The sequence below is a fragment of the Oceanibaculum nanhaiense genome (genome assembly GCF_002148795.1).
Taxonomy (GTDB): domain Bacteria; phylum Pseudomonadota; class Alphaproteobacteria; order Oceanibaculales; family Oceanibaculaceae; genus Oceanibaculum; species Oceanibaculum nanhaiense.
This window is the reverse complement of sequence record NZ_MPOB01000006.1, coordinates 266,517-289,670: the sequence shown is the minus strand read 5'-3', so window position 1 is coordinate 289,670 and position 23,154 is coordinate 266,517. Positions and strand designations below refer to the sequence as shown.

The following is a 23,154-nucleotide window of genomic DNA, read 5'->3' as shown; positions in this document are numbered from 1 at the left end:
GAAGGCTTTAAACCGATCCATTCCCTTGAAGAGCAGCGCAGGCGCAGACAAGGATGCCTTGGCCATATGCCTGTTCCCATGAGCCCGGCCTGTCCCTCTGGCCTTCGACGAAAGGAAGACCGAATGATCCGTTCCAACGATCGTGACGGCTTCGCCATGCCCGGAACCGCTCCCGGAAACCTGTCCGGCGAAATGTTGGAAAAATTGCTTGAGCGAGCGGCCGAGACGGGCGCACGGCGCGCCTTGCGCGAGGTTGGCCTCGACGGCAAAAATGCCGCCGAGGACATCCGCGATCTTCGCTCGCTGCTCGCGGGTTTCCGCCTCGCGAAACAGACCGCCGTACAGACCTCCGTGCGGCTGATCACCACCGCAATCCTGCTCGCCCTGATGGCCGGCATCGCCATCAAGCTGAAGCTTTTCGGGCCGACGCCTTAACCGATCCGCCCGACCCATCAGACCACCGCCCGCCCTCGTCGAGGAGCGGGCTTTTTTGTGCCTGGAGACCTGCGATGACGACCATGACCTACAAACACTGGCGCGACGTGCCCGAGCGCTCATGGCGCTGGAAGAATTTCTCCCCCGCCGAGATCGCCTGCCGGGGCACCGGCTCCCTGCGCATCAACGAGGAAGCGCTCGACAAGCTCCAGGCGCTGCGCGACCAGCTTGGCAGGCCGCTGATCGTCCGCTCGGCCTACCGGAGCCCGGCGCACAACCGGGCCGTCGGCGGCGCGCCACACTCGAAGCACCTCGACGGTACAGCCTTCGACATTGCCATGGCGAACCACGATCCAGCGGCGTTTGAGGCGGCGGCGCGGGAGGTCGGCTTCCTCGGCTTTGGCCTCTACCCGCGATCAGGGTTCATGCACGTCGATCTCGGCCCCGCGCGGCAGTGGGGCGAGCGGTTCCCGGCGCGGCCCGTGCCCTTCGCGGCAGAGACCCCGCCTGCGCGAGAGGTGCTGGCCGAGAGCCGTACGATGAAAGGCGGTGGCGCGGCTGGCGTGGCGACGCTTGGCGCCGCTGGCGTCGAGGTGGCGCAGAACGTCCTGGCGGAAACCCAGACCGCGATCCTGCCGCTCGTCCCCTATCTCGACACCTTGCGCTGGGTGTTCATCGCCGTGGCCCTCGCCGGCATCGCGGTCGCCATCTACGCCCGCATCGATGACTGGAAGCGGGGGCTTCGATGATCGCTGCTCTGTTCACCGGGCTTGCCGCCAGCCCTTGGGCGCGGGCGGCCCTGCGCTACGGCGCCATCGCGATCGCCGTGCTCCTTTTCCTGCTCTCGCTCCGACGCGCCGGTGAGCGCGCCGGTCGCATGGCGGAGCGCCTCGAAACCACGGAGAAGACCAATGATGTCCAGCGCCGGATGCTCGATGCGGCGGCTCGCCGCCCTCGCGATAGCGATGATCTCGCTGACCGGCTGCGCGACGGGCGGTTCTGAACCGTGTATCGCTACCGTCTGTCCGCCGGTCGTCGAGTACAGCCGCGAGTTCCAGGCGCGGGCAGCCGAGGAGCTCGATCTGCTGCCGAAACATTCGGCGATCGCCGAGATGCTGAGCGATTACGCCGTCATGCGGGAGCAGGCGCGTACGTGTCCTCGCCCCTGATCAGGAGCGAAATTGCAGCTTCAAGGTCAGGCGGCAGCGTAGCTGGTGAAGACTTCGGTCGATCCGCCGCGCCGAACGAGGAATACGTCATAGGCTTCGCGTTCGCTTTCCGGCCCCATGCCAAGCGATCCGTAGAGCATACCGGACACTGCAAAGCCCGCTGCGTCAGGGCGCTCATCCAGCAGGCGGCGAATCTCGGCGACAGGGACATGGCCCTCAATCATGTAGCCCTCGACGCGGCCCGTATGGCAGGAGACCATCTCCTGCGGAATGCCGTTGTCCAGCTTGTAGCGCATCAGAAGAGCCCCGGGGCTCGGCTCGGTCGTGACGGCGAAGCCGTCGTTCCCGAGTATCTCGATCCAGGCCGAGCAGCAGCCGCAATTCGGGTCCTTCATCACATGGATCGCCGGTCCAAAGCCCTGCGCGAAGGTCCCCAGCGGCGATGCAGCCAGCAATGCTGCTCCGCCGATCAGGATCGCGCGCCGCGAAAGAGCGTCTTGAGTCATCTGGTTTACCTTTCCAGATTGGACGTTGTTTTATGTGGTCAGAGGTCTATCCGCCGGAGCCGCAGGGCGTTGGTGATCACCGAAACGGAGGACAGACTCATTGCCGCCGCCGCGATCATCGGCGACAGCAACATCCCCGTGACCGGGTAAAGAAGCCCCGCCGCGACCGGCACGCCGAGCGCGTTGTAGGCGAAGGCGAAAAACAGGTTCTGCTTGATGTTGCGCAAGGTGGCGCGCGCCAGCTTGCGCGCGCGGACAATGCCCATCAGGTCGCCGCCCAGCAGGGTGATGCCCGCGCTTTCCATCGCCACATCGGCCCCGGTTCCCATGGCGATGCCGACATCGGCGGCGGCCAGCGCGGGCGCATCGTTCACCCCGTCGCCCGCCATCGCGATCTTGTGGCCATCGCGGCGCAACTGGTCGATCAGGTCTTTCTTGCCCTCGGGCAGGATGCCCGCGCGCACCTCGTCGATACCGAGCTTGCCCGCCACTGCCTGCGCCGTGCGCTCGTTGTCACCCGTCGCCATGATGACGCGCAGCCCTTGGGCGTGAAGTTCCTTGATCGCTTCCGCGGTGCTGTCCTTGATTGGGTCGGCCACCGCCACGATGCCGGCAAGCGCGCCGTCGACCGACACGAACATGGCCGTCTTGCCCTCGGCGCGCAGAGCGTCGGCCTTCGCTTCAGCCGCTGCCGTGTCCAGACCCATCTCCCGCATCATCGCGGCATTGCCGAGCGCCACCCCGCGTTCGCCAACCTTGCCACGTACGCCCTTGCCGGTGACGGCGTCAAAGTCCTTGGCCTCCCGACGCGGGGCGTCATGCGCCTCGGCGCCCTCGACGATCGCCTCTGCCAGGGGGTGTTCAGAGCCGCGCTCCAGGGCCGCAGCCAGCGACAGCAGGTCAATCTCAGTGACCTCCGCAAGCGCCACGGTGTCGGTCAGCTTCGGCTTGCCCATGGTCAGGGTGCCGGTCTTGTCCACGATGAGCGTATCGACACCCGCCATACGCTCCAGCGCCTCGGCGTCCTTGATCAGCACGCCCGCCTGTGCGCCTCGTCCCGCTGCCGTGGTGATGGAGATCGGCGTCGCGAGCCCCAGAGCGCAGGGGCAGGCAATGATGAGGACTGAAACGGCGGATGCTATGGCGAAGACTAGCGCGGGTTCCGGGCCGAAGATCATCCAGACGATGAAGGCTATGATGGCGATGACGACCACGGTTGGCACGAAGACCGCCGACACGCGGTCGGCCAGCCCTTGGATCGGCGCGCGGGACCGCCGCGCGTTCGACACCATCGAGACGATCTGCGCCAGCACGGTATCGGACCCGACCTTGCCGGCCTTGATCACCAGAGAGCCGTTCTTGTTGATCGTGGCCCCGGTCACCGCATCCCCCGGACCTTTCTCCACCGGCATTGACTCACCGGTCAGCATGCTTTCATCCAGCGAGGATCGCCCCTCGATCACTGTCCCGTCGACAGGGACAGCATCGCCCGGGCGCACGCGAAGCCGATCGCCCTCCATGATGTTTTCCAGCGGAGCGTCGTATTCGGTGCCGTCCGGCAGAATTCGCCGCGCGGTTTTCGGCGCGAGGTCCAGAAGTGCGCGGATCGCATCCCCGGTGCGTTCGCGCGCGCGCAGTTCGAGAACCTGGCCGACGAAGACCAGCGCCACGATCACGACCGCCGCCTCGAAGTAGGTGCCGACGCCGTGGCCCATCCGATACTCTTCGGGAAACACGCCCGGCAGGAAGGTGGCGACGATCGAGTAGAGGTAGGCCGCCGCCACGCCGATGCCGATCAGCGTCCACATGTTGGGGCTGCGGTTCACGATCGAATCCCAGCCGCGCCGGAAGAATGGAAGCGCCGCCCAGAGGATGATCGGCGTGGCGAGCACGAACTCGAGGTAGCTGGCCATCTGGTGCCCGATCCAGTCGCGTACCGGCAGCGCCACCAGTTCGCCCATGGTCAGGATGATGAGCGGTACTGCGGCAGCCGCTGAGATCCACATCCGGCGAGTGAAATCCGTCAGCTCTTCGCTTGGCTCGTCCGAAGGCACCATCGGTTCCAGCGCCATGCCGCAGATCGGGCATGAACCCGGCGCATCGCGCACGATTTCGGGATGCATCGGGCAAGTGTACTGGACGTTGGCCGGGGCTGCTTTCTTCTGACTGGCAGCGCGGCCTGAGGCATAGAACCAAGGATCGGCCTTGAACTTCGTGTGGCACTTCTCCGAGCAGAAATGGAAGGTCTTGCCCTGGAACTCGGCGCGACGTCCGTCCGGCTTGATCGCGACCGTCATCCCGCAAACCGGGTCTGTTGCAGTGTTCGCTCGCGCCGGTATGTCGGGCGCTGCGTGATGATGATCGTGCTCCATGGTCTGCCAGACTTTCGGTAATTCGTTTCAGCTTGCGGCGTCCACTCGTTGGAAGCTCAAGCACTTCAATGGTGGTCGTGCGAACCTTCAGGGGCGGGATTGCGCGCGAGGAAAACACGCTCGAACACGAACACCGCCATCATACAAACAACGCCAAGTACGACAATCAGCGGATCGGACTGCCACTTCATCGCCGCAAAGGCCGCCAGAACCATCGTGTCTAGCGCGATCGCGGTCAGCAACACCCCGCCGCGTGCTCCGATGTCCTTGCGGAGCGTCCGATAGACGCCCCAGTGAATAATGATGTCCATTACGAGATAGAAGAACGCGCCGAGCGAGGCGATCCGGCTAAGGTCGAAGAACACTGTCAGGAAGCCGGCGATGACGACGGTGTAGACGAGCGTGTGGTCCTTGATCGCGCCCGGCATGCCGAAGTGGCTGTGCGGGATCATCTTCATGTCCGTCAACATGGCCAACATGCGAGAGACCGCGAAGACGCTCGCAATCAGGCCAGAAGCAGTCGCCACGACGGCAAGCGCCACCGTCAGGTAAAAGCCGGTTTGCCCGAGCGCTGGCTCGGCCGCCTCTGCCAGTGCATAATCCTTGGCCACCACGATTCTATCGAGCGGCAGGCTCGATCCGACGGCGAACGCGACGAGCAGATAAACGACAACGCAGATCGCAATGGAAAAGACGATGGCCCGGCCCACGTTGCGGTGCGGGTTCGTGACCTCCGCTCCGCTGTTGGTGATCGTCGTGAATCCCTTGAAGGCAAGAATCGACAGCGCAACCGAGGCTATGAAACCGCCTTCATCCGTATCCCCACCCGTCGCCTCGAAGGAAATGCCGCTGGCCCAGAGGCCCGCCGCGCCGAACAACGCGATGCCGCCGACCTTGAGCACAGCCATGAGGATGGACAACAGCCCGACCGACCGGTTGCCCGAGACGTTGACGAGATAGGCGAAGACGATGAGCCCGACGCCCAGCAATGGCACCAGGAAGCTGTTCGGGTCGGCGCCGAAACCGCGCAACACGTAGGTGCCGAACGTCCGGGCGACGAGGCTTTCGTTGATGACCATCGAAAGCGCCATCAGCAGCGCCGCACCCGCCGCAACTGTCGTCGGCCCGTAGGCTTTCTTCAGGATCATCCCGATGCCGCCTGCCGACGGATAAGCGTTCGACATCTTGATGTAGGTGTAAGCGCTGAACGCAGTCACGACCGCGCCGACAACGAACGACAGCGGAAAGAGCGGTCCGGCCAGTTGCGCAATCTGTCCGGTAAGCGCGAAGATCCCCGCACCGATCATGACGCCGGTGCCCATGGCCACCGCTCCGGAAAGGCTGATGCTCTCTTTCTGGTATTCTTCTGTCATCGGCGACCCATACTCTATGCGTAGATTTCTCTTATCGGACAATCCCTTCGCACGTCGTCTGTCAGGCGAATTTTACGGTTCCTCTTAGTCAGTGAACGTGGACGTCTGTCATAACGCGCGCATTCACAAGATCGAGTTCAAGATCGAAGACGTCCCCCGTTTCGAGCTTATTGCGTAGAGGAAACAGCTCATACCAAAGGTGCGAAGTCGTGAGATCGAGTACTTCCCCTGCAAGCACGCTGATCGATTGGAGTTCAGTGGTGTCCGAGGCTCCGATTCGGGCGATGAGTCTTGAGTTTTCGGCGATCCGGGAACTCACCCCCAACAGCACGACGGTTGTGCCGCTTTCGTTTACCAGTCGGAACCGAACTTCCGTCGAGCCTCCTACGGGACCACTGGTGGCATAGGCGTTCTCGACTTGGATCTCGTTTCCCAATGACAGCGGCGGGGCGTCGGCGTAGGCATCTCCAAGGCCCACAAGGAGATTGAGAGCGCCGACAGCGACCAACACTCTGATCACCTGTCCCAACCGCCGCCGGTCGGGTCGCGCACCATTCAGCAGTTTAGGACTATCCTCCGTCGATGGAGGCGGAGAGGCGCTTGTTAGGCGCCCCTCCTGCTCTTTTCGGGCGACGGGCATCAGGAGCGCCCGACCTGTCCGAGCAGCAATTCGAGCCGCTGGCGTGCCTTCGGCGGAAGCTTTGCGATGCTCGCCCGCGCTGCCTCCGGCACCTCAACCTCGCCCACGACAATGATGCCGACCATGCCGAGCCCAACATGAGGTGTGCATTTCACGCCATAGATGCCGGGCTTGTCGAAAGTGACCGATACCTCCTTGTTGAAGCCGACATTGATCGGCTGATCGCCGTCGGCGCCAAACCCGTCGATGGAGACGGCGTTGTGGCCCTTGTCGATGGGGACGAAGACGACCGTGTCACCAGGCGATATTCGGATGAAATCCGGTTCATAGACGAACCGCTCGCTTCCAGACTGATTGCGCATCTCCATGCGCACTTCGCCAGCCACTGCCGGACTACTGAGCAGCAGTATGGTGGCGAAAGCGAATAAACTTCTCGGAAACATAGAAATCTCCTGCTTAGAACGAGAAACGGATTCCGGTGACGAAGGATAGATTGTCGATATCTTCTCCCTCGTCCCGCGCGAAATCGGCCGTCTCGCCGATTTTGCGCTCCCAACTGATGCCGATATACGGAGCGAAGCTCCGCTCGATTTCGTAGCGGAGGCGAAGCCCGAGCTCGACATCGTTGATGCCGGAGCCGATGCCCCGCTCCCGTACGCTTTGGGCTGCGAGGTTGACCTCGGCCGTCGGTTGCAGGATTAGCTTCTGTGTGATCAGGAGGTCGTATTCGGCCTCGAAGCGAGCCGAAAGCTCGCCTTCGTTGCTGACGAACGCGGAGGCATCGACTTCGAACCAATAGGGTGCCAGTCCCTGCAGGGCGAAGACGCCGAACCCCCGTTCGGGGCCGGGTTCCAGGTCATAGCGCACACCCACCTGCGCATCGAAAAAATCGGAAATCCGGCGGCTGTAGAGCAGCTGGATTTCTCCCTTTTCCAGTCGTCCGTCCGTCGGCTTCTCGCCCTCGGTTTTCAGCCAGGCCTTGTGGTCGTCGTTACCGATCCAGCCCTGGGCATCCCAGTTGAGACTGTCCTGCCCGTCGTTCGCCCGGTATTCGAACTGCTCGGCCTGAAAGAAGGTGAACAGCTGATCGGGCTCGGCGGACTGGGCCGGGCCGAACAGGAACAGGGCGGGAAGAAAACCGGCAAGGAACGCAAGTTCCTGCCGAGAATTGTATCGTGCAATCATCGATTTCATCGTTCTGCCTCACGCGCTTTTCGGCTCGACGATGAAACGCGTCATCATCCCAGCTTCCATGTGATAGATAAGGTGGCAATGGAACGGCCAGTCGCCCGGCTCGTTCGCCGTCAACACCGCAGAGACGGTCTTGCCGGGAGGTACCACGACGACGTGCTTGCGTGGCTTCCTGTCGGTCTGGCCGTTCTCCAGTTCGACAAACATGCCATGCAGGTGCATCGGGTGCGCCATCATGGTCGTGTTGATGAACTTCAGGCGTACACGGTCTCCATAGGCCACGCGGATCGGCTCGTCCTTCCCGAAGGGACGGCCGTTCAGATTCCACATGTATCGTTCCATGATGCCTGTCAGCCGCACTTCGATCTCCTGGGTCGGCTCGCGGTCGTCCGAATTCGGTGTCGATGCCTTCAGGTCAGCGTAGTCCAGCGCCTTCATTCCCGGTGGGGTGCTCGCATCGGCCCAGCCGAAGGGACGGCGTTCTCCTCCCTCGGCCGCCGCTCCGCCATGACCCATGGCGCCGTGGTCCATGCCAGCCATGGGAGCCCCGCCCATCTTGCTATGGTCCATGCCACCCATGGCGCCACCGGACATGGCGCCGCCCGCCATCGAGCCATGGTCCATCCCCGTCATCGAACCGTGGTCCATGCCACCGTGCGCCATGCCCATGTCCGCCATGCTGAGGATCGTGCGCGGTCGCTGTTCGGGGATAGCAGCCTCCATACCCTCACGCGGCGCCAGCGTCGCCCGGGCATAGCCCGAACGATCAATCGGCTCGGCAAAGATCGTGAACGCCTTGTCATCGCGTGGAAGCACGATGACGTCGTATGTCTCGCCGACACCGAAGCGGAACTCGTCGACACGAACCGGCTGGACATTCTGCCCATCGGCGGAGAACACGGTCATGGGAAGTCCCGGTATGCGGACGTCGAAGAAGCTCATGGCCGATGCGTTGATAAACCTGAGCCGGATACGCTCACCGGGGTTGAACAGAGCGGTCCAGTTGTCTTTCGGTCCACGGCCGTTGATCAGGAAGGTGTATCCGGTCACGTCCGCGAGGTCGGTCGGGTCCATCCGCATGTCGCCCCATTCCATGCGGTCCTTCAGAGCGGTATTGAACCCGTCGCGGTTTGCGTCCCGGAAGAAGTCGATGAGGGTCCTTTTCCCGTAATTGTAGTAGCCGGCATCGGCCTTCAGGTTGGACAGAACGCGCATCGGGTCTTCCTGGGTATGGTCCGAGAGGACCACAACATAGTCGCGATCCGCGCGAACCGGTTCGCGCCCGGAGGGTTCGATGACGATGGCGCCGTACATGCCCTGCTGCTCCTGCATCGCGGAGTGGCTGTGGTACCAATAGGTACCGGCCTGGCGCAGCTTGAACCGGTAGGTGTAGGTCTCGCCGGGCTGGATGGCGACATAGCCGTTGAAGCCGGGTGCGCCATCCATGACGCCTTCGATGAGGAGTCCGTGCCAGTGGATGGACGTGGGCGCATCCAGACGATTGGTCGCATAGACCACGACCTCGTCACCCTCGCGCCAGCGCATCGTCGGCGCCGGCACGGAACCGCCCATCAGGATGGCGTTGCTGCTAACGCCATCGACGGCGATGCGATCAGCGTCGACGTTCAGCGTGTACTCCTTCGTCGAAGAGGCGAAGCTGCGGCGGCTGGGATAGACAGCGACGGTGCCGGCGAAGCCTGCCGCTCCGGCGAGCTTGAGCGCGTCCCGTCGCGAGAAAACAGTGATTGGCTTGTTCATCGTCTGCCCCTCCCCGTTCACTTCGTAAAGTTGATCGGGCCAGCCATCCCGGACTCGTAGTGTCCCGGGATGTTGCAGGCGAATTCGAGTTCGGTCGGCTTCGTGAACTTCCAGACCAGCTCAGCCGTCTTGCCGGGCTCGACCAGGACGCTGTTGGGATCGTCATGCTTCATATCGCCCATGTTCATGCCGCCCATCTTTGAATGGTCCATCTTCGACATGTCGTGATTCATGCCCGTCGGCGTCAGCATGCCGTGTTGCATCATCATCGCCATTTCTTCCTGGTGCTTGGCGTGCATGGCGGCGGTTCCGATGTTGAACTCGTGAAGCAGTTCGCCCTTGTTCACGAGGACGAAGCGGACGATCTCGCCCGGCTTCACGGTCAGACTTTCTGGTTCGTACAGATTGTCGCGCATGGTGATCGTCACGGTGCGCGTCGCCTGCTCGGCCTTGGCGGCCTCGCCGAACGGCAGGCCATGACCGGGAGATGCGAAAGCGGCGCTCGCGGCGGCGATCGTCGTGAAGCCGGCGAGGAGAGAAATGCGGAGAAGGTTCGGGAGTGTTTTCGACATTTTGCGAATCCTGTTTGTCACATTGATAGAACCGAGGCTGCTTGAGGACACAGACCTCCAGTGGCCGGGATCGGATCTCCGGCGGGCGCGACAAGCGGATTGGAAGGGAGACGGGACGTGCGATAGCGCACTTCCGAACCTGCCGCGCCCGAACGAGCGCAGTTCTTATGTCAGCAGGAACGTGAAGCTCTCGATGTCCGAATCCCGCCCGACCAGGGCAGCCGCGCGGAGATCAGACGGGGGCGCGGGGAGGACGGAAAAGGCCGTCCGGGGCATCCAAGCCCGCGAACTGGTCTACATAAACACCAAGCCGTACCAAAGAAAAGTTGATGACGGCGACTTCCGTAATGGCGGCAACTACAATAGTCGGAGAGCAAGCGACGACGCAGCAATTTCCAAGGGCCCCGTGCTTCGCGGGCTGCCCTTGGTCCTGCTGTGCAGCGTTGTCGGCACAATCCGCTGCTTGCGAGATGCCGGCATGACAGTCGTCCGCATGGGGCGATGTGGTCTCGACCGGATGGTCATAGGGACCTGATGCGGGCATGGAGTGGCCAATGCCGACGCTCGCCATGAGAAATGCCACAGCGACGAGTGCGCCTAAAAGGCGCCTCATACCATCATTTAGCGTGAAGAAGGTTCTTCCCATGGAGCTTGGCTAGCATGATGCTTCTGGCAGGTCAACGGTTCTGCCTCATCAAATGGATGCCGCGCCGCTGCGACGCAACCAGTTCGTCTACATGGCCGCCTGCGGGGCCAAGCTCGCGGCGCTCAATGCGCTCTACGGGAACAGTCTCGCCTAGGACAATAGCACCATGCCCTGGGTGGTGTTCGCCGACCTGCAGGTGGCGGGCGTCGGCCTGAGCGAGGCCGCGGCGAGGGCCGCCGGCCATGAGGTCAAGACATCCATCGTGCCGCTCGACCATGTACCACGCGCACGGGCAGCCCGCGACACGCGCGGACTGATCAAGCTGGTGGCGGACGCCAAGACCGACCGTCTGCCGGACGGTCAGACCTCGCGCCCGAGGGCACCGACAGCATCCAGACGCTGGCGCCGGCGCTTAAGTTCGGCATGACCGCCAAGGCGCTTGCCGGGACGATCTTCCCGTACCTGAGGTCGAAGGGCTGAAGCTTGCCGCCCAGACTTTCGACAGGGGCGTGGCCAAGCTCTCCTGCTGCGTCGGGTAAGATCCTCAAGGAGCCGCGACACCTTGGAACTCGACAAGTTTCCGGCGACAGCCTATGAATACACAATGGTCAAGCTTGTACGGATATTCGTGTTCGCCTTGCTCGCCGCATTCGCGGTCGGCTCGGTCGCGCACGCGACGAGCACAACCACCATGTCGATCAAGATGGCGCTCGCTGATGGCGGCGCCATGGATATGGCCGACTGTCAGGGCTGCGGCTCCGACGGTGACGGCGACGACGGCGGGCTTAGCTGTAGCATGGTGTGCGTCACTCCACTCCTGGCCAGTCTCAGCCCCGAGGGCAGTGTTCCGCTGGTGACCGGTATATCTCCGTCGGTCCGCGCCTTCTACGACCTTGCCGGACGGACAGGTCCGCCCGAACCCTACCCTCCCCGAACGCTCATCTGATCGGACGCCGGTCGGGGTACGCTCCGACCGCTGCGCCCTGCTGCGCTTCCCGGGCGACCGCGCGGGCAGCCGCCGCTCAATGCGAGTGCAGACCCGAGTCTGCGCATCCGAAGCACAGCGGAAATAAGATGAGAGCGAACCATGTCACCGATCACCCTGGCGCTATCGCGCCGGACTTTACTGAAGGCGTGCGCCGCCGGCGCTGCCAGCCTTGGAATGCCTGGCCTCATGTTTCCCGCACGGGCGGCCGGCGTCCGGGAGTTCTCCTTGCGGGCCGCACCGGGACAGGCGCGGCTCGTACCGGAGCCGCATGGCAAGACGGCCGCCTGGTGCTACAACGGCGTTGTCCCCGGACCTGAGATTCGCGTGCGTCAGGGCGCGCGCCTCCGGATCACCGTCGAGAACGGGCTCGCCGAGGAGACCACCGTCCACTGGCACGGGCTCAGGGTGCCGAACGCCATGGATGGCGTGCCGCATCTCAACCAACCGCCGATCGCGCCGGGCGGGACCTTCGTCTACGAGTTCGACGCGGTCGATGGGGGCACCTTCTGGTATCACCCGCATCAGCGCAGCTTCGAGCAGGTCGGGCGCGGCCTCTACGGGCCGCTGATTGTCGAGGAGCCTGAACCTCCCCGAGTCGATCGGGAACTCGTCTGGGTGCTCGACGACTGGCGCCTCACCGGGTCAGCCGAGATCAGCGACGATTTCGGCAACGGCCATGACATCAGCCACAATGGCCGGATCGGCAACACCGTCACCATCAACGGTCACGTGCCGGACGCGCTTCCGGTGCGCAGCGGCGAGCGAATCCGGCTGCGGCTCATCAATGCCGCGAACGCGCGCATCTTCGGGCTCGACTTCCATGGCCACGCGCCGACGGTCATCGCGCTCGACGGCCAGCCGGTGACGCCGCATGCGCCGGCGGGCGGTCTCGTCGTGCTCGGGCCTGCCATGCGGGCCGATATCGTGCTCGACATGACCGGCAAGCCGGGCAGCCGTGTCACGGTCAGCGACCGGTTCTACCGGGGCCTCGAATACGAGCTGGTCGACCTAGTCTATGACGGGACACCGCTCAGGGACAATCCACTTGACCGGTCCGTCGCGCTTCCCGCGAACCCGTTGCCCGAACCCGATATCGCCGTCGCCCATCGCCATGAAGTGATCTTCAACGGCGGCATGATGGGCGGGATGGTGATGGCGGAGATGGGCGGCAGCATGGGCGAAGGCGGCCGGAACGGCATGGGCAGCGACATGATGCGTGGGATGATGGGCATGATGCACGGGCAGGGCATCTGGTTCGTCAACGGCAAGGCCGCCGAAGGCCATGTGCTCGACCCGATGCTGACGCTCACCCGCGACCGCTCGCATGTCATCGCCATGACCAATGCGACGGCGTGGCACCATCCAATCCACCTGCACGGCCATTCCTTCCGGGTGATCTCGCGCAACGGTGCGCCGACGCCGCACCGCGCATGGCAGGACACGGTGCTGATGGCGCCTCGGGAGAAGGTCGAGATTGCCTTCGTCGCCGACAATCCCGGCGACTGGATGTTCCACTGCCACATCCTCGAACACCAGGTCGGCGGGATGATGGGCGTCATCCGCGTCGCCTGATCCACAGATTCAGGGAGAACCACCATGCACAGGATCATCGTCGCCGCCCTCGCCGCCGCCTTCCTCGGGGCGGGCGTCTATTTCACGAACGTATCTTTTACGGTCGCCCAGGAAGCGACCCTCTACAAGAACCCGCAATGCGGCTGCTGCGAAGCCTATGCCGACTATCTGCGCGACAACGGTTTCACCGTGACCGTCAAGCCGACCCATGAACTGGTCGCCATGAGCCGCGAGGCCGGCATCCCGGACGATTTCCAGGGCTGCCACCTCGCCTTCATCGACGATTATGTGGTGAGCGGCCATGTGCCTGTCGCGACCGTCAATCGCTTGCTCTCGGAGCATCCGGACATCAAGGGCGTGACCTTGCCCGGCATGCCGATGGGATCACCCGGCATGAGCGGCGCCAAGACCGAACCTTTTACGATCTACGCCGTGGGTGACGGCAAGCCGTCCGTATACGCGGTCGAATAGGGAGATTTTCCGATGAACAACGCACCGACCGGCATGGGTATGGGCATGATGGATGGCATGGGCGGCATGATGATGTGGGGCATGGGCCTTGTCTGGCTGCTCGTGATCGTCCTGCTCGTCCTCGGCATCGCGGCGCTGTTCAAATACCTATTCGGAGGCAAGCGCTGATGAACCGCGCCGTTATTGGCGCCACGATATTGCTCGGCGGAAGCGCCGTGGCCGGGCTGCTCTGGGCCGGACTTGACCGGAGCGGTCCGACGAAGGTATCCGGCGAACGACTCGAACGCGGGCGAGCGATCTACGCAGCAAACTGCGCGTCCTGCCATGGCGCGAAGCTCGAAGGCCAGCCGGACTGGAAGAGTCGACTGCCGTCGGGTCGCCTGCCCGCGCCGCCGCACGACGCTTCGGGACACACCTGGCACCACCCTGACGGTGTCCTGTTCCGCATCACCAAGGAAGGACCCGCCGCGGTCGTCGGCGGCGGCTATCAGAGCGACATGCCTGGATTCGCTGGCGTGTTGTCCGACGAGGATATCCACGCGGTTCTGGACTTCATCAAGAGCACTTGGCCGGAGCGGGAGCAGCAATACCAGGCCGAGATGAGCCGCCGCGAAAGGGAGGCAGGCCAATGAAGCCCTTACCCGCGCTCGGGTTCGTGCTGGCGCTGGTCTTGTCGACCGCGACGATGGCGGACGGGCCGAATGCCGTCCCGCTGCACGACACGCCGCAGCCGCTCGCCACCGTCTCGTTCGCAGATGAGAACGGCAACGCGCTCACGCTCGACCGCTGGCGCGACAAGGTCGTCCTTCTCAACGTCTGGGCCACGTGGTGTGCCCCCTGCCGACACGAGATGCCGACACTGGACCGCCTTCAGACAACGCTCGGCGGCGGGCGCTTCGAGGTCGTGGCCCTGTCGATAGACCGCGCCGGCGTCGGTGCCGTCCGCAGATTCTTCGATGAGATCGGCATCCAACATCTGGGCATTTTCATCGACGAGACGATGAAGGCATCGCGCGACCTCGGGATCTACGGCCTCCCGGGGACATTGCTCATCGGACCGGACGGGCGGGAGCTCGGCCGGCTGATCGGACCGGCCGAACGGGACACACCGGAGATGGTCGCCTTCTTCGAGGACGTCATCGCCGAACACACAGGAAAGGAATCGACACGATGATCACGAAACGGACCGCCGCAATTGCGACCCCGCGCATCCCATTGTTCCTCCGGATGCCCTGGCTGTCGAAACGTCGGATTGTGCTGCTTGCGGGTCTCGGGACGCTCGCCGCTGGACTTGCCCTGAACTGGGGCTGGCTGACGGCGGTCGGCGTGGCGCCGATCCTGCTCGCCCTCGCGCCCTGCGCCGCGATGTGCGCCCTCGGCCTGTGCATGCGCGGCGGTGGGGCAAAGTCCTGCGCGACCCATGGCGAGACGGATGCAGGCCCGTCGCCGCGGAGCCGACAGGAGTGATGTCGCCGACCGGTGTCATCGACCGCAAGGATGGCCAAGGAGAGCGTATGAGTTTCGCTCGATTTACCGCTGTTCTGATCGGCGCGTTCGCTTTTGCCATGCCGGCATTGGCGCACCATCCGGGCGCCGACCTCGACCGGGTCATGGGCAGCAAGGAGCAGTTATTTCAGGCCATCGACAGCCTGGCCCCGCCCTTCGATCTGGCCGATGCCGACGGGAACATCGTGAAACTATCGGACTTCGCCGACAGAATCGTCGTGCTGAACTTCATCTTTGCCAGCTGCACGGATGTCTGCCCGCTGCACTCCGCCCTGATCGCCGACGTGCAATCGAAGATCAACGCCACGCCGATGAAGGACATGGTCCAGTTCATCACGGTGACGACCGACCCCGGGGCCGACACGTCGGATGTCCTGAAGAGCTATGGCGAGGCGCACGGCCTCGACCCGTACAACTGGATGTTCCTGACCCGCCGCCCGGGCGATCCCGAGGATGCAACGCGAAAGCTCTCGGGGACCTATAACGTCAGGTTCGAGCCGCTGGATGACGGACAGCAGATGCATGGCGTCGTCACGCATGTGATCGACCGTGGCGGACGCTTCGCCGCCAAGTGCCATGGCCTGCGCTTCGAGCCCTTGAACCTGGTGCTTTACATCAACGGGCTGACCAACGCCCCCTATCGCCCATCCAAGCCGACAGAGGCTGGCTGGTGGGGCAGCGTGAAGGGGCTGTTCCGATGACCGGCGTCCATTCGGACATGGACCGGGTGCGCGGTGAAAGATCTATCAGTTGGCTTTCGGCGCTGCGCCGCTACATGGCCTTTGTCGCCGCCGCGAACCTGGTCTGGGAGTTCGCCCACATGCCGCTCTATAGGTTGTGGGAAACCGGCTCGGCTTGGGAGATCATCTTCGCTGCCGTTCACTGCACCGGTGGCGACATTCTCATCGCCCTTAGCGCGGTCATGCTTTCCCTGTTCCTTCTCGGCAACGGGGCGTGGCCAACCGAACGCCGGCTTCCGGTCGTCGCGGGGACTGTTGCCTTCGGGCTTGCCTACACGATCTTCAGCGAATGGCTGAATATCGAGGTGCGCCAGGCATGGGCCTATCGCGACCTGATGCCGGTGATCCCGGGTCTCGACGCCGGCGTCAGCCCGGCCCTGCAATGGATCGTCGTCCCGCTCGCCGGCTTCCGTTTTGCCATGGCGTTCCCGGCAACCTCTCAAAGGGGCGAGACCCTCGACCCTCCGGCATCGGCCTGACAGCCCCATTTCTGGCCGGCGCGGTGTCGTTCGTCTCGCCCTGCGTCCTGCCTTTGATGCCGGGCTATGTCGCCGGACACACGGCGGGCGCGATCGATATCGAGTCTGCCCACCGTCGACGGCAGGCATTGAGCATGGGCCTCTACTTTGTCGTCGGGTTCTCCACCATTGGCTCTTGGCGCGAGCGCGACCGCGCTCGGTTAGATGCTGTTGAGCTACCGGTGCGAGCTCAATTTCGTTGGCGGCGCCATTGTCATCCTGTTTGAGGCTGTTTGAGGGCGACACCTTCCGGGATGGTGGCGGATGCCGCGCTGGCCGTTAAGGGATGGAACGCCTATCGGCTTCGACTGAAGGCGGAGGCATCCTGGATCGTCTCGCGCTCAGAGAACGTTCGATTCCGGACCCTCCCCCTCCGCCAATTTCTTCTCTATTTATTTGATTATCTTATATTTTTTCCAGGATGGGAATTTAGCCCATCCTTTCTTCCCGCTTGCCGACTTCGCTTTCGCCGTCAGGAATTCTCCACTTTGAACGGCATCTGCCGGGGGGCTGTGCCGGTCAGCAGCCTTAAGGCATTTGCCACGGCCGCGCCGGTCATCGGGACGCCGATCTCGCCCGCGCCGCTCGGTGCCGAATCGGACTCGACGATCCGCACCTCAATCTCCGGAATCTCGCCGATTCGGATCGGCTCATAATCGTAGAAATTGTTCTGGTCGATCATTCCGTCCGTGAAGCTTGCACGCTCGCGCATCAGGGAGGAGAGCCCGAACAGGATGCCGCCTTCGACCTGCGCCCGCAGGTTCTCCGGATGCACGGCAAAGCCCGGATCCACCGCCGCCCAGAACCGATGCACGCGGAACCGGCCATCCTCGACCGACACTTCCGCCACACCGGCACCCCGGGTCGCCTTGTAGCCCGCGAAGGAAAGGCCATGGGCGCGCCCCTGCGGCGCCTGTCCGAAGCCGGACATGGCGGCCACGGCATTGAGGACCGCAAGGCCGCGCGGACTGTCGCGCAGCAGCTTTCGGCGGAAGGCCACCGGATCGCTGCTGGCCTGTTCCGCCAGTTCGTCGATGAAACACTCCCGGGCGAAGCAGTTCGGGGCCCAGCCGATGCCGCGCCATGCCGACACGCGGCAGCGGCGCGGGGTGATTACATGCTCCGCGCGGAAATCCGGGATTGCATAGTCGGTGCTCTCGGTCCCTTCCATGACCAGAAGGTCGCGCCCGGTCTCCGGGTTCCAGCGCTGCGGAAAGGCGAACTGCATGATCGACGGCGATACGACCCGGTGGCTCATCGCCGTCACCCCACCATCGGCATCCACGGACGCGACGGCGTTCAGCGGCTCCATCTGCGCATGGTAGAGATGGGTGGTGCTGTAGGTTGCCGAATGCGTCTCCTGTCCGCCGCGATGGCAGGGGCTGGCATTGCGCGACTGGCGACGGAGTATACGGAGCCGCATGTCCGCTCCGGCCGGCTGGTCCGGCTGCTGGAGGGCTATGCCGCGACCCTGCCCGCCTGGCACATCTACTATCCCAGCCGCCGCTATGTGCCGCCGGCCCTGCGTGCGTTCCTCGATTTCTACCGGGATATCCTTGCAGGAAAATGATCCCTGGCCAGCCTTCGTTGAATCGAGATTTTCCCCATCATCCGCTGCTTCTTTGCGCCAAAGCAAACAGCGGGCGCCCCGTGCCAATCCACCGCGTTCAGCCGGGGCGGCCATCGGCGCGGGGGCGGAGCAGGATCGGTCCATAGACGGCGAGGAACAGCGTGAAGGCCGTCATCCACAGCAGGCCGGCGGCGGCGATGGACGGCAGCGTCAGCGCCGGGAACAGGGCCGGACCGAACACCCGGACAAGCGCCCCCAGCGTCAGCAGTACGTAGCTGGCGACGGTCGCCGGCGCCGCGCGCAGCGGCCGTCCGGTATGGCCCAGCGCGACGCGGGTCATCACCGCCAGGACCATCGTGCTGAACGCGCCGAAGGTCAGTGCATGCAGCCAGTTCAGGCCGATCTCCGCCCCGGCCAGCAGCCACACGGCCTTCAGCGCAAGGCCAAGCGGAATCCACAGATAGCCGACATGCAGCACCCAGAGCAGCGGATCGGCGGCGGTGCGGTGTCCCTTCCACAGGCCGAGCCGCACGCCATTCAGCACGGCAGCCACCGCTGCCGCGATGCCGGCGGCACTGCCGTCCGGACTCGCCAGATCGATGGCAAGTACGGCCAGCACCGACAGCAGGCAGGCGATTTCCAGCGTGCGCGGCTGGGCGATTTCCACCGGCTGTCCCAGGCGCCGCAGCGTGCTCAGCGTGAAGGACGGTACGATGCGCCCGCCGATCAGCACGATCAGCAGCAGCGTCAGGTTCACCGCCAGCATCCGGCCGGCCTGGGCGGTATCCGCCGTGATACCCGTGCGTTCCAGATGGATCAGCAGATTGGCCGCGGTGAAGGCCAGCAGCATCGCCAGGATCGGCAGGTTGCGGTAATTGCCGGCCCGCAGCAACTGCCCGCCGATCAGCACGGCCAGCGCCGGCAGGAAGGCGAGGTCAAGCGCTGCGGCTGCCATCGGGCCGAAGGGAAACAGCGGACTCATCGCCCAGCGCCCGGCGAGCCAGAGCAGCGTCAGCGCGATCAGCAGCGGCGGACCGAAGCTGCCACGGCCGGTCCAGTTCGGCACGGCAGTCAGCAGGAATCCGGCGATCGCGGCGACGACGAAGGCGAACAGCATCTCATGGGCATGCCAGGACAGGGCGCCCGGACCTTCCGCCGGCCAGACCCCATGGGCGAAGGCCAGCAGCCAGGCCAGTACGCCGAAGACGGCGAACAGGCCGGCCAGCAGGAAGAACGGCCGGAAGCCATAGGCGAACAGGACGAAACGCCGGGTGGGAAGCTGTAGGGGGCGTTCGCTCAGGGTTGGCGCGGCAGGCGAAGCGGGCATGACAGGCTCCACTGGCTGTGGATTAAAAGATATATATTGTATGTATCTTAGTGGGGTAACAATAACAAGCACCGAGAACACATTCTTGGCTGCGGTTTATATATTCCAGTCGTCGATCAGCGGGTTGGGCTGCGAAAAATCGGTAAGGGCATTCATATCCTCTAAGCGGATGGTGTTGCCCTCCACCCGCACGCCGATATCGCGCAGGGCGGAGAAGGCCCGCGACAGGTTTTCCGGCGTCATGCCGAGCCGCGAGGCCAGCACGCGCTTTTCCATGCCGAGCCGGACGGTTCCATCTCCCGACAGCCGGCCATGCGCCAGCAGCCAGTTCGCCAGCCGCTCGCTGCTGGTGCGCAGCTTCTGGTTCTTCAGTTCCTTCACCACCCGGCGATAGCCGGTCGCCAGTTCGCTGACGATCGACAGCATGAAGGCCTGGTCCTGCTGCATGGCCTGACGCACCGACTGGGCCGGAATCATCAGGATACGGGAGCGCGCCAGCGTGCGCGCGGATTGCAGATAGACCTGATCCTTCAGGACGGCGGCGAGGATGAAGGTGCTGACCGGCCGCACGAAGCTGAGCGTCGTCTCCCGCCCACCGGACGATCCGAACATCTCCACCATTCCCTCCAGGACGACATGCAGGAAATCGGCGGGGTCGTTCTCGCTGATCAGCAGCACGCCCTGGGGAAATCGCTGCAGGAAGCTGATTTTTATCAGCGCCTCGAAGGTTTCCGATGTGCAATCCCGGAAAAGCGGCAGGTTGCGTATGGCGTCTACATCATCTGGTTGCATGGTCCCGTCCCGTTGGCTCCCAAAAGGCAGGCAATTAATTGATAAATGTTAATTCTAGAGTAATACTTTGTCAATTTAACATTTGATACAATATATCTCATTCAGATTGCTCTTGTTATTTTTTATTATTTCATCGAAATCCGGGCCAATAGTTGATCTGAGTCAAAGATGGGCATAGGCTGATTATCGCTTAGTCATGGCGCGGAGCTTATTCCCGCATTTCACGGACCCTAATACGGGGACAGCCATGCACGATCTCGCCACCATCAGCCGCAGCGACCAGACACGCGCGCTCGGCATGAGTACCCTGGCCTTCACCGTCTGTTTCGCGGTGTGGACGATTTTTTCCATCATCGGCGTCGGTATCCGCGAGCAGCTGGGGCTGAGCGACACGCAGTTCGGCCTGCTGGTCGGCACGCCGATCCTGACCGGCTCGCTGACCCGTATCTTCCTCGGTATCTGGACCGACCAGTATGGCGGCCGCATCGTCAATGTCATCGTCATGGCGCTGGCGGCGGCGGCGACCTTCCTGCTGTCCTACGCCGATACATACGCGATGATGCTGGTGGCCGCCCTCGGGGTCGGGTTGGCGGGCGGTTCCTTCGCGGTCGGCGTGGCCTATGTCGCGCGCTGGTACCCGAAGGAGAGGCAGGGCACCGCGCTCGGCATCTTCGGTGCCGGCAATGTCGGCGCCGCGGTGACCAAGTTCGTCGCCCCCTTCGTCATGGTCGCCTATGGCTGGGAGATGGTGGCGCAGGTCTGGGCCATCGTCCTGCTGATCTCGGCGGCGATCTTCTGGTTCACCACCAGCGACGATCCGGCGCTGGTCGAACGGCGGCGGCGCGGCGTGAAGGCGCGGGGCGCGCTGCTGGAGCTGGCGCCGCTGAAGAGTCTCCAGGTCTGGCGCTTCTCACTCTATTACTTCTTCGTGTTCGGCGCCTTCGTCGCGCTGGCGCTGTGGCTGCCGCGCTATCTGGTCGGCGTCTATGACATGGACATCAAGTCCGCCGGCATGCTGGCCGCCTTCTATTCCGTGCCGGCCTCGCTGTTCCGCATCTATGGCGGCGTGTTGTCGGACCGCTATGGTGCCCGCCGGGTGATGTACTGGACCTTCGGCGTTTCGGTCGCCTGTCTGTTCCTGCTGTCCTATCCGGCGGCCGACTATGTCATCCACGGCATCGACAGCGATATCCGCTTCACCCTGGCCATGGGAATCGTCCCCTTCGTCGCCCTGATCTTCGTTCTGGGTTTCTTCATGAGCCTGGGCAAGGCCGCCGTCTACAAGCACATCCCGGTCTATTACCCGGACCATATCGGCGCGGTCGGCGGGCTGGTCGGCATGATGGGCGGTCTCGGCGGCTTCATCCTGCCGATTGCCTTCGGCGCGCTGAACGACCTGACCGGCATCTGGACCAGCTGCTTCATGCTGCTGTTCCTGCTGGTGGCGATCGCGCTGGCCTGGATGCATCTGGCGATCCGGCGGATGGAACGCGACGTTGTCGATGCCGAGCTGCGCAAGCTCCCGGAACTGCCGGAAATGCGGGACATCCATACCCCAAGTCAGGAAGGCGTGCTCGGCCCGCACCTGATCGAGGACTGGCGGCCCGAGGACAAGCAGTTCTGGGAGGACAAGGGGCGCAAGATCGCGCAGCGCAATCTCTGGCTGTCGATCCCGGCGCTGCTGCTGTCCTTCGCGGTGTGGATGGTCTGGTCGGTGGTGGTGGCGAAACTGCCGCTGATCGGCTTTAGCTTCACCACGGACCAGCTGTTCTGGCTGGCGGCGCTGCCCGGCCTGTCGGGGGCGACCTTGCGCATCTTCTATTCCTTCATGCCGCCGATGCTCGGCGGGCGTCTGTGGACGACGCTTGCCACCTGGTCGCTGCTGGTGCCGGCGGTGGGTATCGGCTTTGCCGTGCAGAATCCGGCGACACCCTATCCGCTGTTCGTGCTGCTGGCGCTGCTGTGCGGTTTCGGCGGCGGCAATTTTGCCTCCTCCATGGCCAACATCTCCTTCTTCTTCCCGAAGGCGGAGAAGGGCAACGCCCTGGCGCTGAATGCCGGCCTCGGCAATCTCGGCGTCTCGGTCGTGCAGTTCGTGGTGCCGCTGGTCATCACCGTCGGCGTGTTCGGCTTCATCGGCGGCGCGCCGCAGCAGGTTGTGAACACGAATAGCGAGCTCTGGCTGCAGAATGCCGGCTTCATCTGGGTGCCGTTCATCGTCGCCTCGGCCTTCGCCGCCTGGTTCGGCATGAACGACATCGCCAGCATGAAGGCCTCCTTCGCGGAGCAGGCGGTCATCTTCCAGCGCCGGCACAACTGGTACATGTGCTGGCTCTATACCGGCACCTTCGGTTCCTTCATCGGCTATTCGGCGGGCTTCCCGCTGCTGATGAAACTGCAGTTCCCGCATATTGACGCGCTGCAGTTCGCCTTCCTGGGCCCGCTGGTTGGCGCGCTGTCGCGCTCGGCAACCGGCTGGGTCTCGGACAAGTTCGGCGGCGGTCGCGTCACCCTGTGGGTGTTCGTGGCGATGATCGCGGCGGTCGCGGGTGTTCTCTACTTCCTGTCGATCAAGCAGCATCCGATGGCGTTCTGGGGCTTCTTCGCCATGTTCATGGTGCTGTTCTTCGCCACCGGCGTGGGTAACGCCTCCACCTTCCAGATGATCCCGGCGATCATGCGCCGCGAGATGGACCGGCTGATGCCCGGCACGGATGCGGCTGTCCGGCAGCGCCAGGGCGACAAGGAATCGGCGGCGATCATCGGCTTCACCTCCGCCATTGCCGCCTATGGCGCCTTCTTCATCCCGAAGAGCTACGGCTCCTCCATCGCCATGACCGGCGGCCCCGAAGCCGCGCTGTGGGGCTTCCTGATCTTCTATGTCAGCTGCGTGGCGCTGACCTGGGTCGCCTATACCCGCAAGGGCGGGCTGCTGCACGACATCGAGCGCGGGGGGCGTGCGTCTGCCGCGACTTCCGCCAGAAAAGCCTAATCGCCGAACGAAAGAT

At 63.8% G+C, this 23,154-nt stretch carries 27 protein-coding genes; 16 read left to right on the top strand and 11 right to left on the bottom strand.

Annotated elements, in window-relative coordinates:
* Positions 1–123: 123 nt before the first annotated feature.
* The 4 genes from BKM74_RS12810 to BKM74_RS12795 all read left to right on the top strand — a co-directional run bounded on the left by BKM74_RS12810 (position 124) and on the right by BKM74_RS12795 (position 1,604).
* Positions 124–435: a DUF6127 family protein gene (locus BKM74_RS12810; RefSeq protein WP_232315203.1), complete on the top strand. Its 312-nt coding sequence runs from the start codon at positions 124–126 to the stop codon at positions 433–435.
* Positions 436–542: 107 nt separating this feature from the next.
* On the top strand, positions 543–1,184 hold the full coding sequence (locus tag BKM74_RS12805; RefSeq protein WP_245825929.1) for a YcbK family protein: 642 nt from the start codon (positions 543–545) through the stop codon (positions 1,182–1,184).
* The gene (locus BKM74_RS12800; RefSeq protein ID WP_086466097.1) at positions 1,181–1,438 is read left to right on the top strand and encodes a hypothetical protein; all 258 of its coding nucleotides are present in this window, start codon (positions 1,181–1,183) and stop codon (positions 1,436–1,438) included. The genes BKM74_RS12805 and BKM74_RS12800 overlap by 4 nt, the downstream gene beginning before the upstream one ends.
* Positions 1,401–1,604 (top strand): hypothetical protein, encoded by a 204-nt coding sequence (locus BKM74_RS12795; RefSeq protein ID WP_217895484.1) that lies wholly within the window; start codon positions 1,401–1,403, stop codon positions 1,602–1,604. The genes BKM74_RS12800 and BKM74_RS12795 overlap by 38 nt, the downstream gene beginning before the upstream one ends.
* A 26-nt stretch (positions 1,605–1,630) precedes the next feature.
* On the opposite strand, the gene BKM74_RS12790 is transcribed toward BKM74_RS12795, so the two are convergent.
* The 8 genes from BKM74_RS12790 to BKM74_RS12755 all read right to left on the bottom strand — a co-directional run bounded on the left by BKM74_RS12790 (position 1,631) and on the right by BKM74_RS12755 (position 10,016).
* A complete protein-coding gene (locus tag BKM74_RS12790) occupies positions 1,631–2,110 on the bottom strand; it encodes a DUF411 domain-containing protein (protein ID WP_086466095.1) in 480 nt (159 codons plus the stop codon).
* 38 nt (positions 2,111–2,148) lie between these two features.
* Positions 2,149–4,482: a heavy metal translocating P-type ATPase gene (locus BKM74_RS12785; protein WP_086466094.1), complete on the bottom strand. Its 2,334-nt coding sequence runs from the start codon at positions 4,480–4,482 to the stop codon at positions 2,149–2,151.
* A gap of 65 nt (positions 4,483–4,547) precedes the next feature.
* Positions 4,548–5,855, bottom strand: a complete 1,308-nt coding sequence (locus tag BKM74_RS12780; protein ID WP_086466093.1) for an APC family permease — start codon at positions 5,853–5,855, stop codon at positions 4,548–4,550.
* A gap of 88 nt (positions 5,856–5,943) precedes the next feature.
* Positions 5,944–6,366: a copper chaperone PCu(A)C gene (locus tag BKM74_RS12775; RefSeq protein WP_176342523.1), complete on the bottom strand. Its 423-nt coding sequence runs from the start codon at positions 6,364–6,366 to the stop codon at positions 5,944–5,946.
* Positions 6,367–6,494: 128 nt separating this feature from the next.
* Positions 6,495–6,863 carry a pseudoazurin gene (locus BKM74_RS12770; RefSeq protein ID WP_176342522.1) on the bottom strand — a complete coding sequence of 123 codons (369 nt, stop codon included), beginning with the start codon at positions 6,861–6,863 and terminating at the stop codon, positions 6,495–6,497.
* An 88-nt stretch (positions 6,864–6,951) separates the two neighbouring features.
* Positions 6,952–7,689 (bottom strand): copper resistance protein B, encoded by a 738-nt coding sequence (locus tag BKM74_RS12765; protein ID WP_245825927.1) that lies wholly within the window; start codon positions 7,687–7,689, stop codon positions 6,952–6,954.
* A gap of 9 nt (positions 7,690–7,698) precedes the next feature.
* Entirely contained in the window at positions 7,699–9,444 is a 1,746-nt protein-coding gene (locus tag BKM74_RS12760) for a copper resistance system multicopper oxidase (protein WP_086466090.1), read from the bottom strand.
* 17 nt (positions 9,445–9,461) lie between these two features.
* Positions 9,462–10,016: a cupredoxin domain-containing protein gene (locus BKM74_RS12755; RefSeq protein WP_086466089.1), complete on the bottom strand. Its 555-nt coding sequence runs from the start codon at positions 10,014–10,016 to the stop codon at positions 9,462–9,464.
* A gap of 812 nt (positions 10,017–10,828) precedes the next feature.
* Here BKM74_RS12755 and BKM74_RS19210 point away from each other — a divergent pair.
* From BKM74_RS19210 to BKM74_RS12705, 10 genes are all read left to right on the top strand, one after another.
* Positions 10,829–11,089, top strand: a complete 261-nt coding sequence (locus BKM74_RS19210; RefSeq protein WP_416054095.1) for a hypothetical protein — start codon at positions 10,829–10,831, stop codon at positions 11,087–11,089.
* Between the two features lie 135 nt (positions 11,090–11,224).
* Positions 11,225–11,608, top strand: coding sequence for a hypothetical protein (locus BKM74_RS12740; RefSeq protein ID WP_140056083.1), 384 nt, complete (start codon positions 11,225–11,227; stop codon positions 11,606–11,608).
* Between the two features lie 141 nt (positions 11,609–11,749).
* A complete protein-coding gene (locus tag BKM74_RS12735; RefSeq protein WP_086466086.1) occupies positions 11,750–13,222 on the top strand; it encodes a multicopper oxidase family protein in 1,473 nt (490 codons plus the stop codon).
* Positions 13,223–13,246: 24 nt separating this feature from the next.
* Positions 13,247–13,693 carry a DUF411 domain-containing protein gene (locus BKM74_RS12730; protein ID WP_086466085.1) on the top strand — a complete coding sequence of 149 codons (447 nt, stop codon included), beginning with the start codon at positions 13,247–13,249 and terminating at the stop codon, positions 13,691–13,693.
* Positions 13,694–13,705: 12 nt separating this feature from the next.
* Positions 13,706–13,861: a hypothetical protein gene (locus BKM74_RS18765; RefSeq protein WP_176342504.1), complete on the top strand. Its 156-nt coding sequence runs from the start codon at positions 13,706–13,708 to the stop codon at positions 13,859–13,861.
* Positions 13,861–14,325, top strand: a complete 465-nt coding sequence (locus tag BKM74_RS12725) for a c-type cytochrome (RefSeq protein ID WP_086466084.1) — start codon at positions 13,861–13,863, stop codon at positions 14,323–14,325. Before BKM74_RS18765 ends, BKM74_RS12725 begins: the two co-directional genes overlap by 1 nt.
* Complete coding sequence (locus BKM74_RS12720; protein ID WP_086466083.1) at positions 14,322–14,867, top strand: TlpA family protein disulfide reductase; 546 nt, start codon at positions 14,322–14,324, stop codon at positions 14,865–14,867. Before BKM74_RS12725 ends, BKM74_RS12720 begins: the two co-directional genes overlap by 4 nt.
* The gene (locus BKM74_RS12715) at positions 14,864–15,160 is read left to right on the top strand and encodes a hypothetical protein (RefSeq protein WP_217895477.1); all 297 of its coding nucleotides are present in this window, start codon (positions 14,864–14,866) and stop codon (positions 15,158–15,160) included. The genes BKM74_RS12720 and BKM74_RS12715 overlap by 4 nt, the downstream gene beginning before the upstream one ends.
* Before the next feature lie 47 nt (positions 15,161–15,207).
* Positions 15,208–15,900: an SCO family protein gene (locus tag BKM74_RS12710; RefSeq protein ID WP_086466184.1), complete on the top strand. Its 693-nt coding sequence runs from the start codon at positions 15,208–15,210 to the stop codon at positions 15,898–15,900.
* Positions 15,897–16,418: a hypothetical protein gene (locus tag BKM74_RS12705; protein ID WP_217895476.1), complete on the top strand. Its 522-nt coding sequence runs from the start codon at positions 15,897–15,899 to the stop codon at positions 16,416–16,418. Before BKM74_RS12710 ends, BKM74_RS12705 begins: the two co-directional genes overlap by 4 nt.
* Before the next feature lie 511 nt (positions 16,419–16,929).
* Here BKM74_RS12705 and BKM74_RS12695 read toward each other — a convergent pair.
* Positions 16,930–17,769 (bottom strand): molybdopterin cofactor-binding domain-containing protein, encoded by an 840-nt coding sequence (locus tag BKM74_RS12695; RefSeq protein WP_176342521.1) that lies wholly within the window; start codon positions 17,767–17,769, stop codon positions 16,930–16,932.
* Between the two features lie 39 nt (positions 17,770–17,808).
* On the opposite strand from BKM74_RS12695, the gene BKM74_RS12690 reads away from it, so the two are divergent.
* A complete protein-coding gene (locus BKM74_RS12690) occupies positions 17,809–18,027 on the top strand; it encodes a LysR substrate-binding domain-containing protein (RefSeq protein WP_245825926.1) in 219 nt (72 codons plus the stop codon).
* A 97-nt stretch (positions 18,028–18,124) separates the two neighbouring features.
* Here the strand turns inward: BKM74_RS12690 and BKM74_RS12685 are convergent, their stop codons facing one another.
* A complete protein-coding gene (locus BKM74_RS12685; RefSeq protein WP_086466081.1) occupies positions 18,125–19,354 on the bottom strand; it encodes an NnrS family protein in 1,230 nt (409 codons plus the stop codon).
* Between the two features lie 96 nt (positions 19,355–19,450).
* Entirely contained in the window at positions 19,451–20,146 is a 696-nt protein-coding gene (locus BKM74_RS12680) for a cyclic nucleotide-binding domain-containing protein (protein WP_086466080.1), read from the bottom strand.
* A 247-nt stretch (positions 20,147–20,393) separates the two neighbouring features.
* On the opposite strand from BKM74_RS12680, the gene BKM74_RS12675 reads away from it, so the two are divergent.
* Positions 20,394–23,138, top strand: a complete 2,745-nt coding sequence (locus tag BKM74_RS12675) for a nitrate/nitrite transporter (RefSeq protein ID WP_086466079.1) — start codon at positions 20,394–20,396, stop codon at positions 23,136–23,138.
* Positions 23,139–23,154 lie beyond the last annotated feature (16 nt).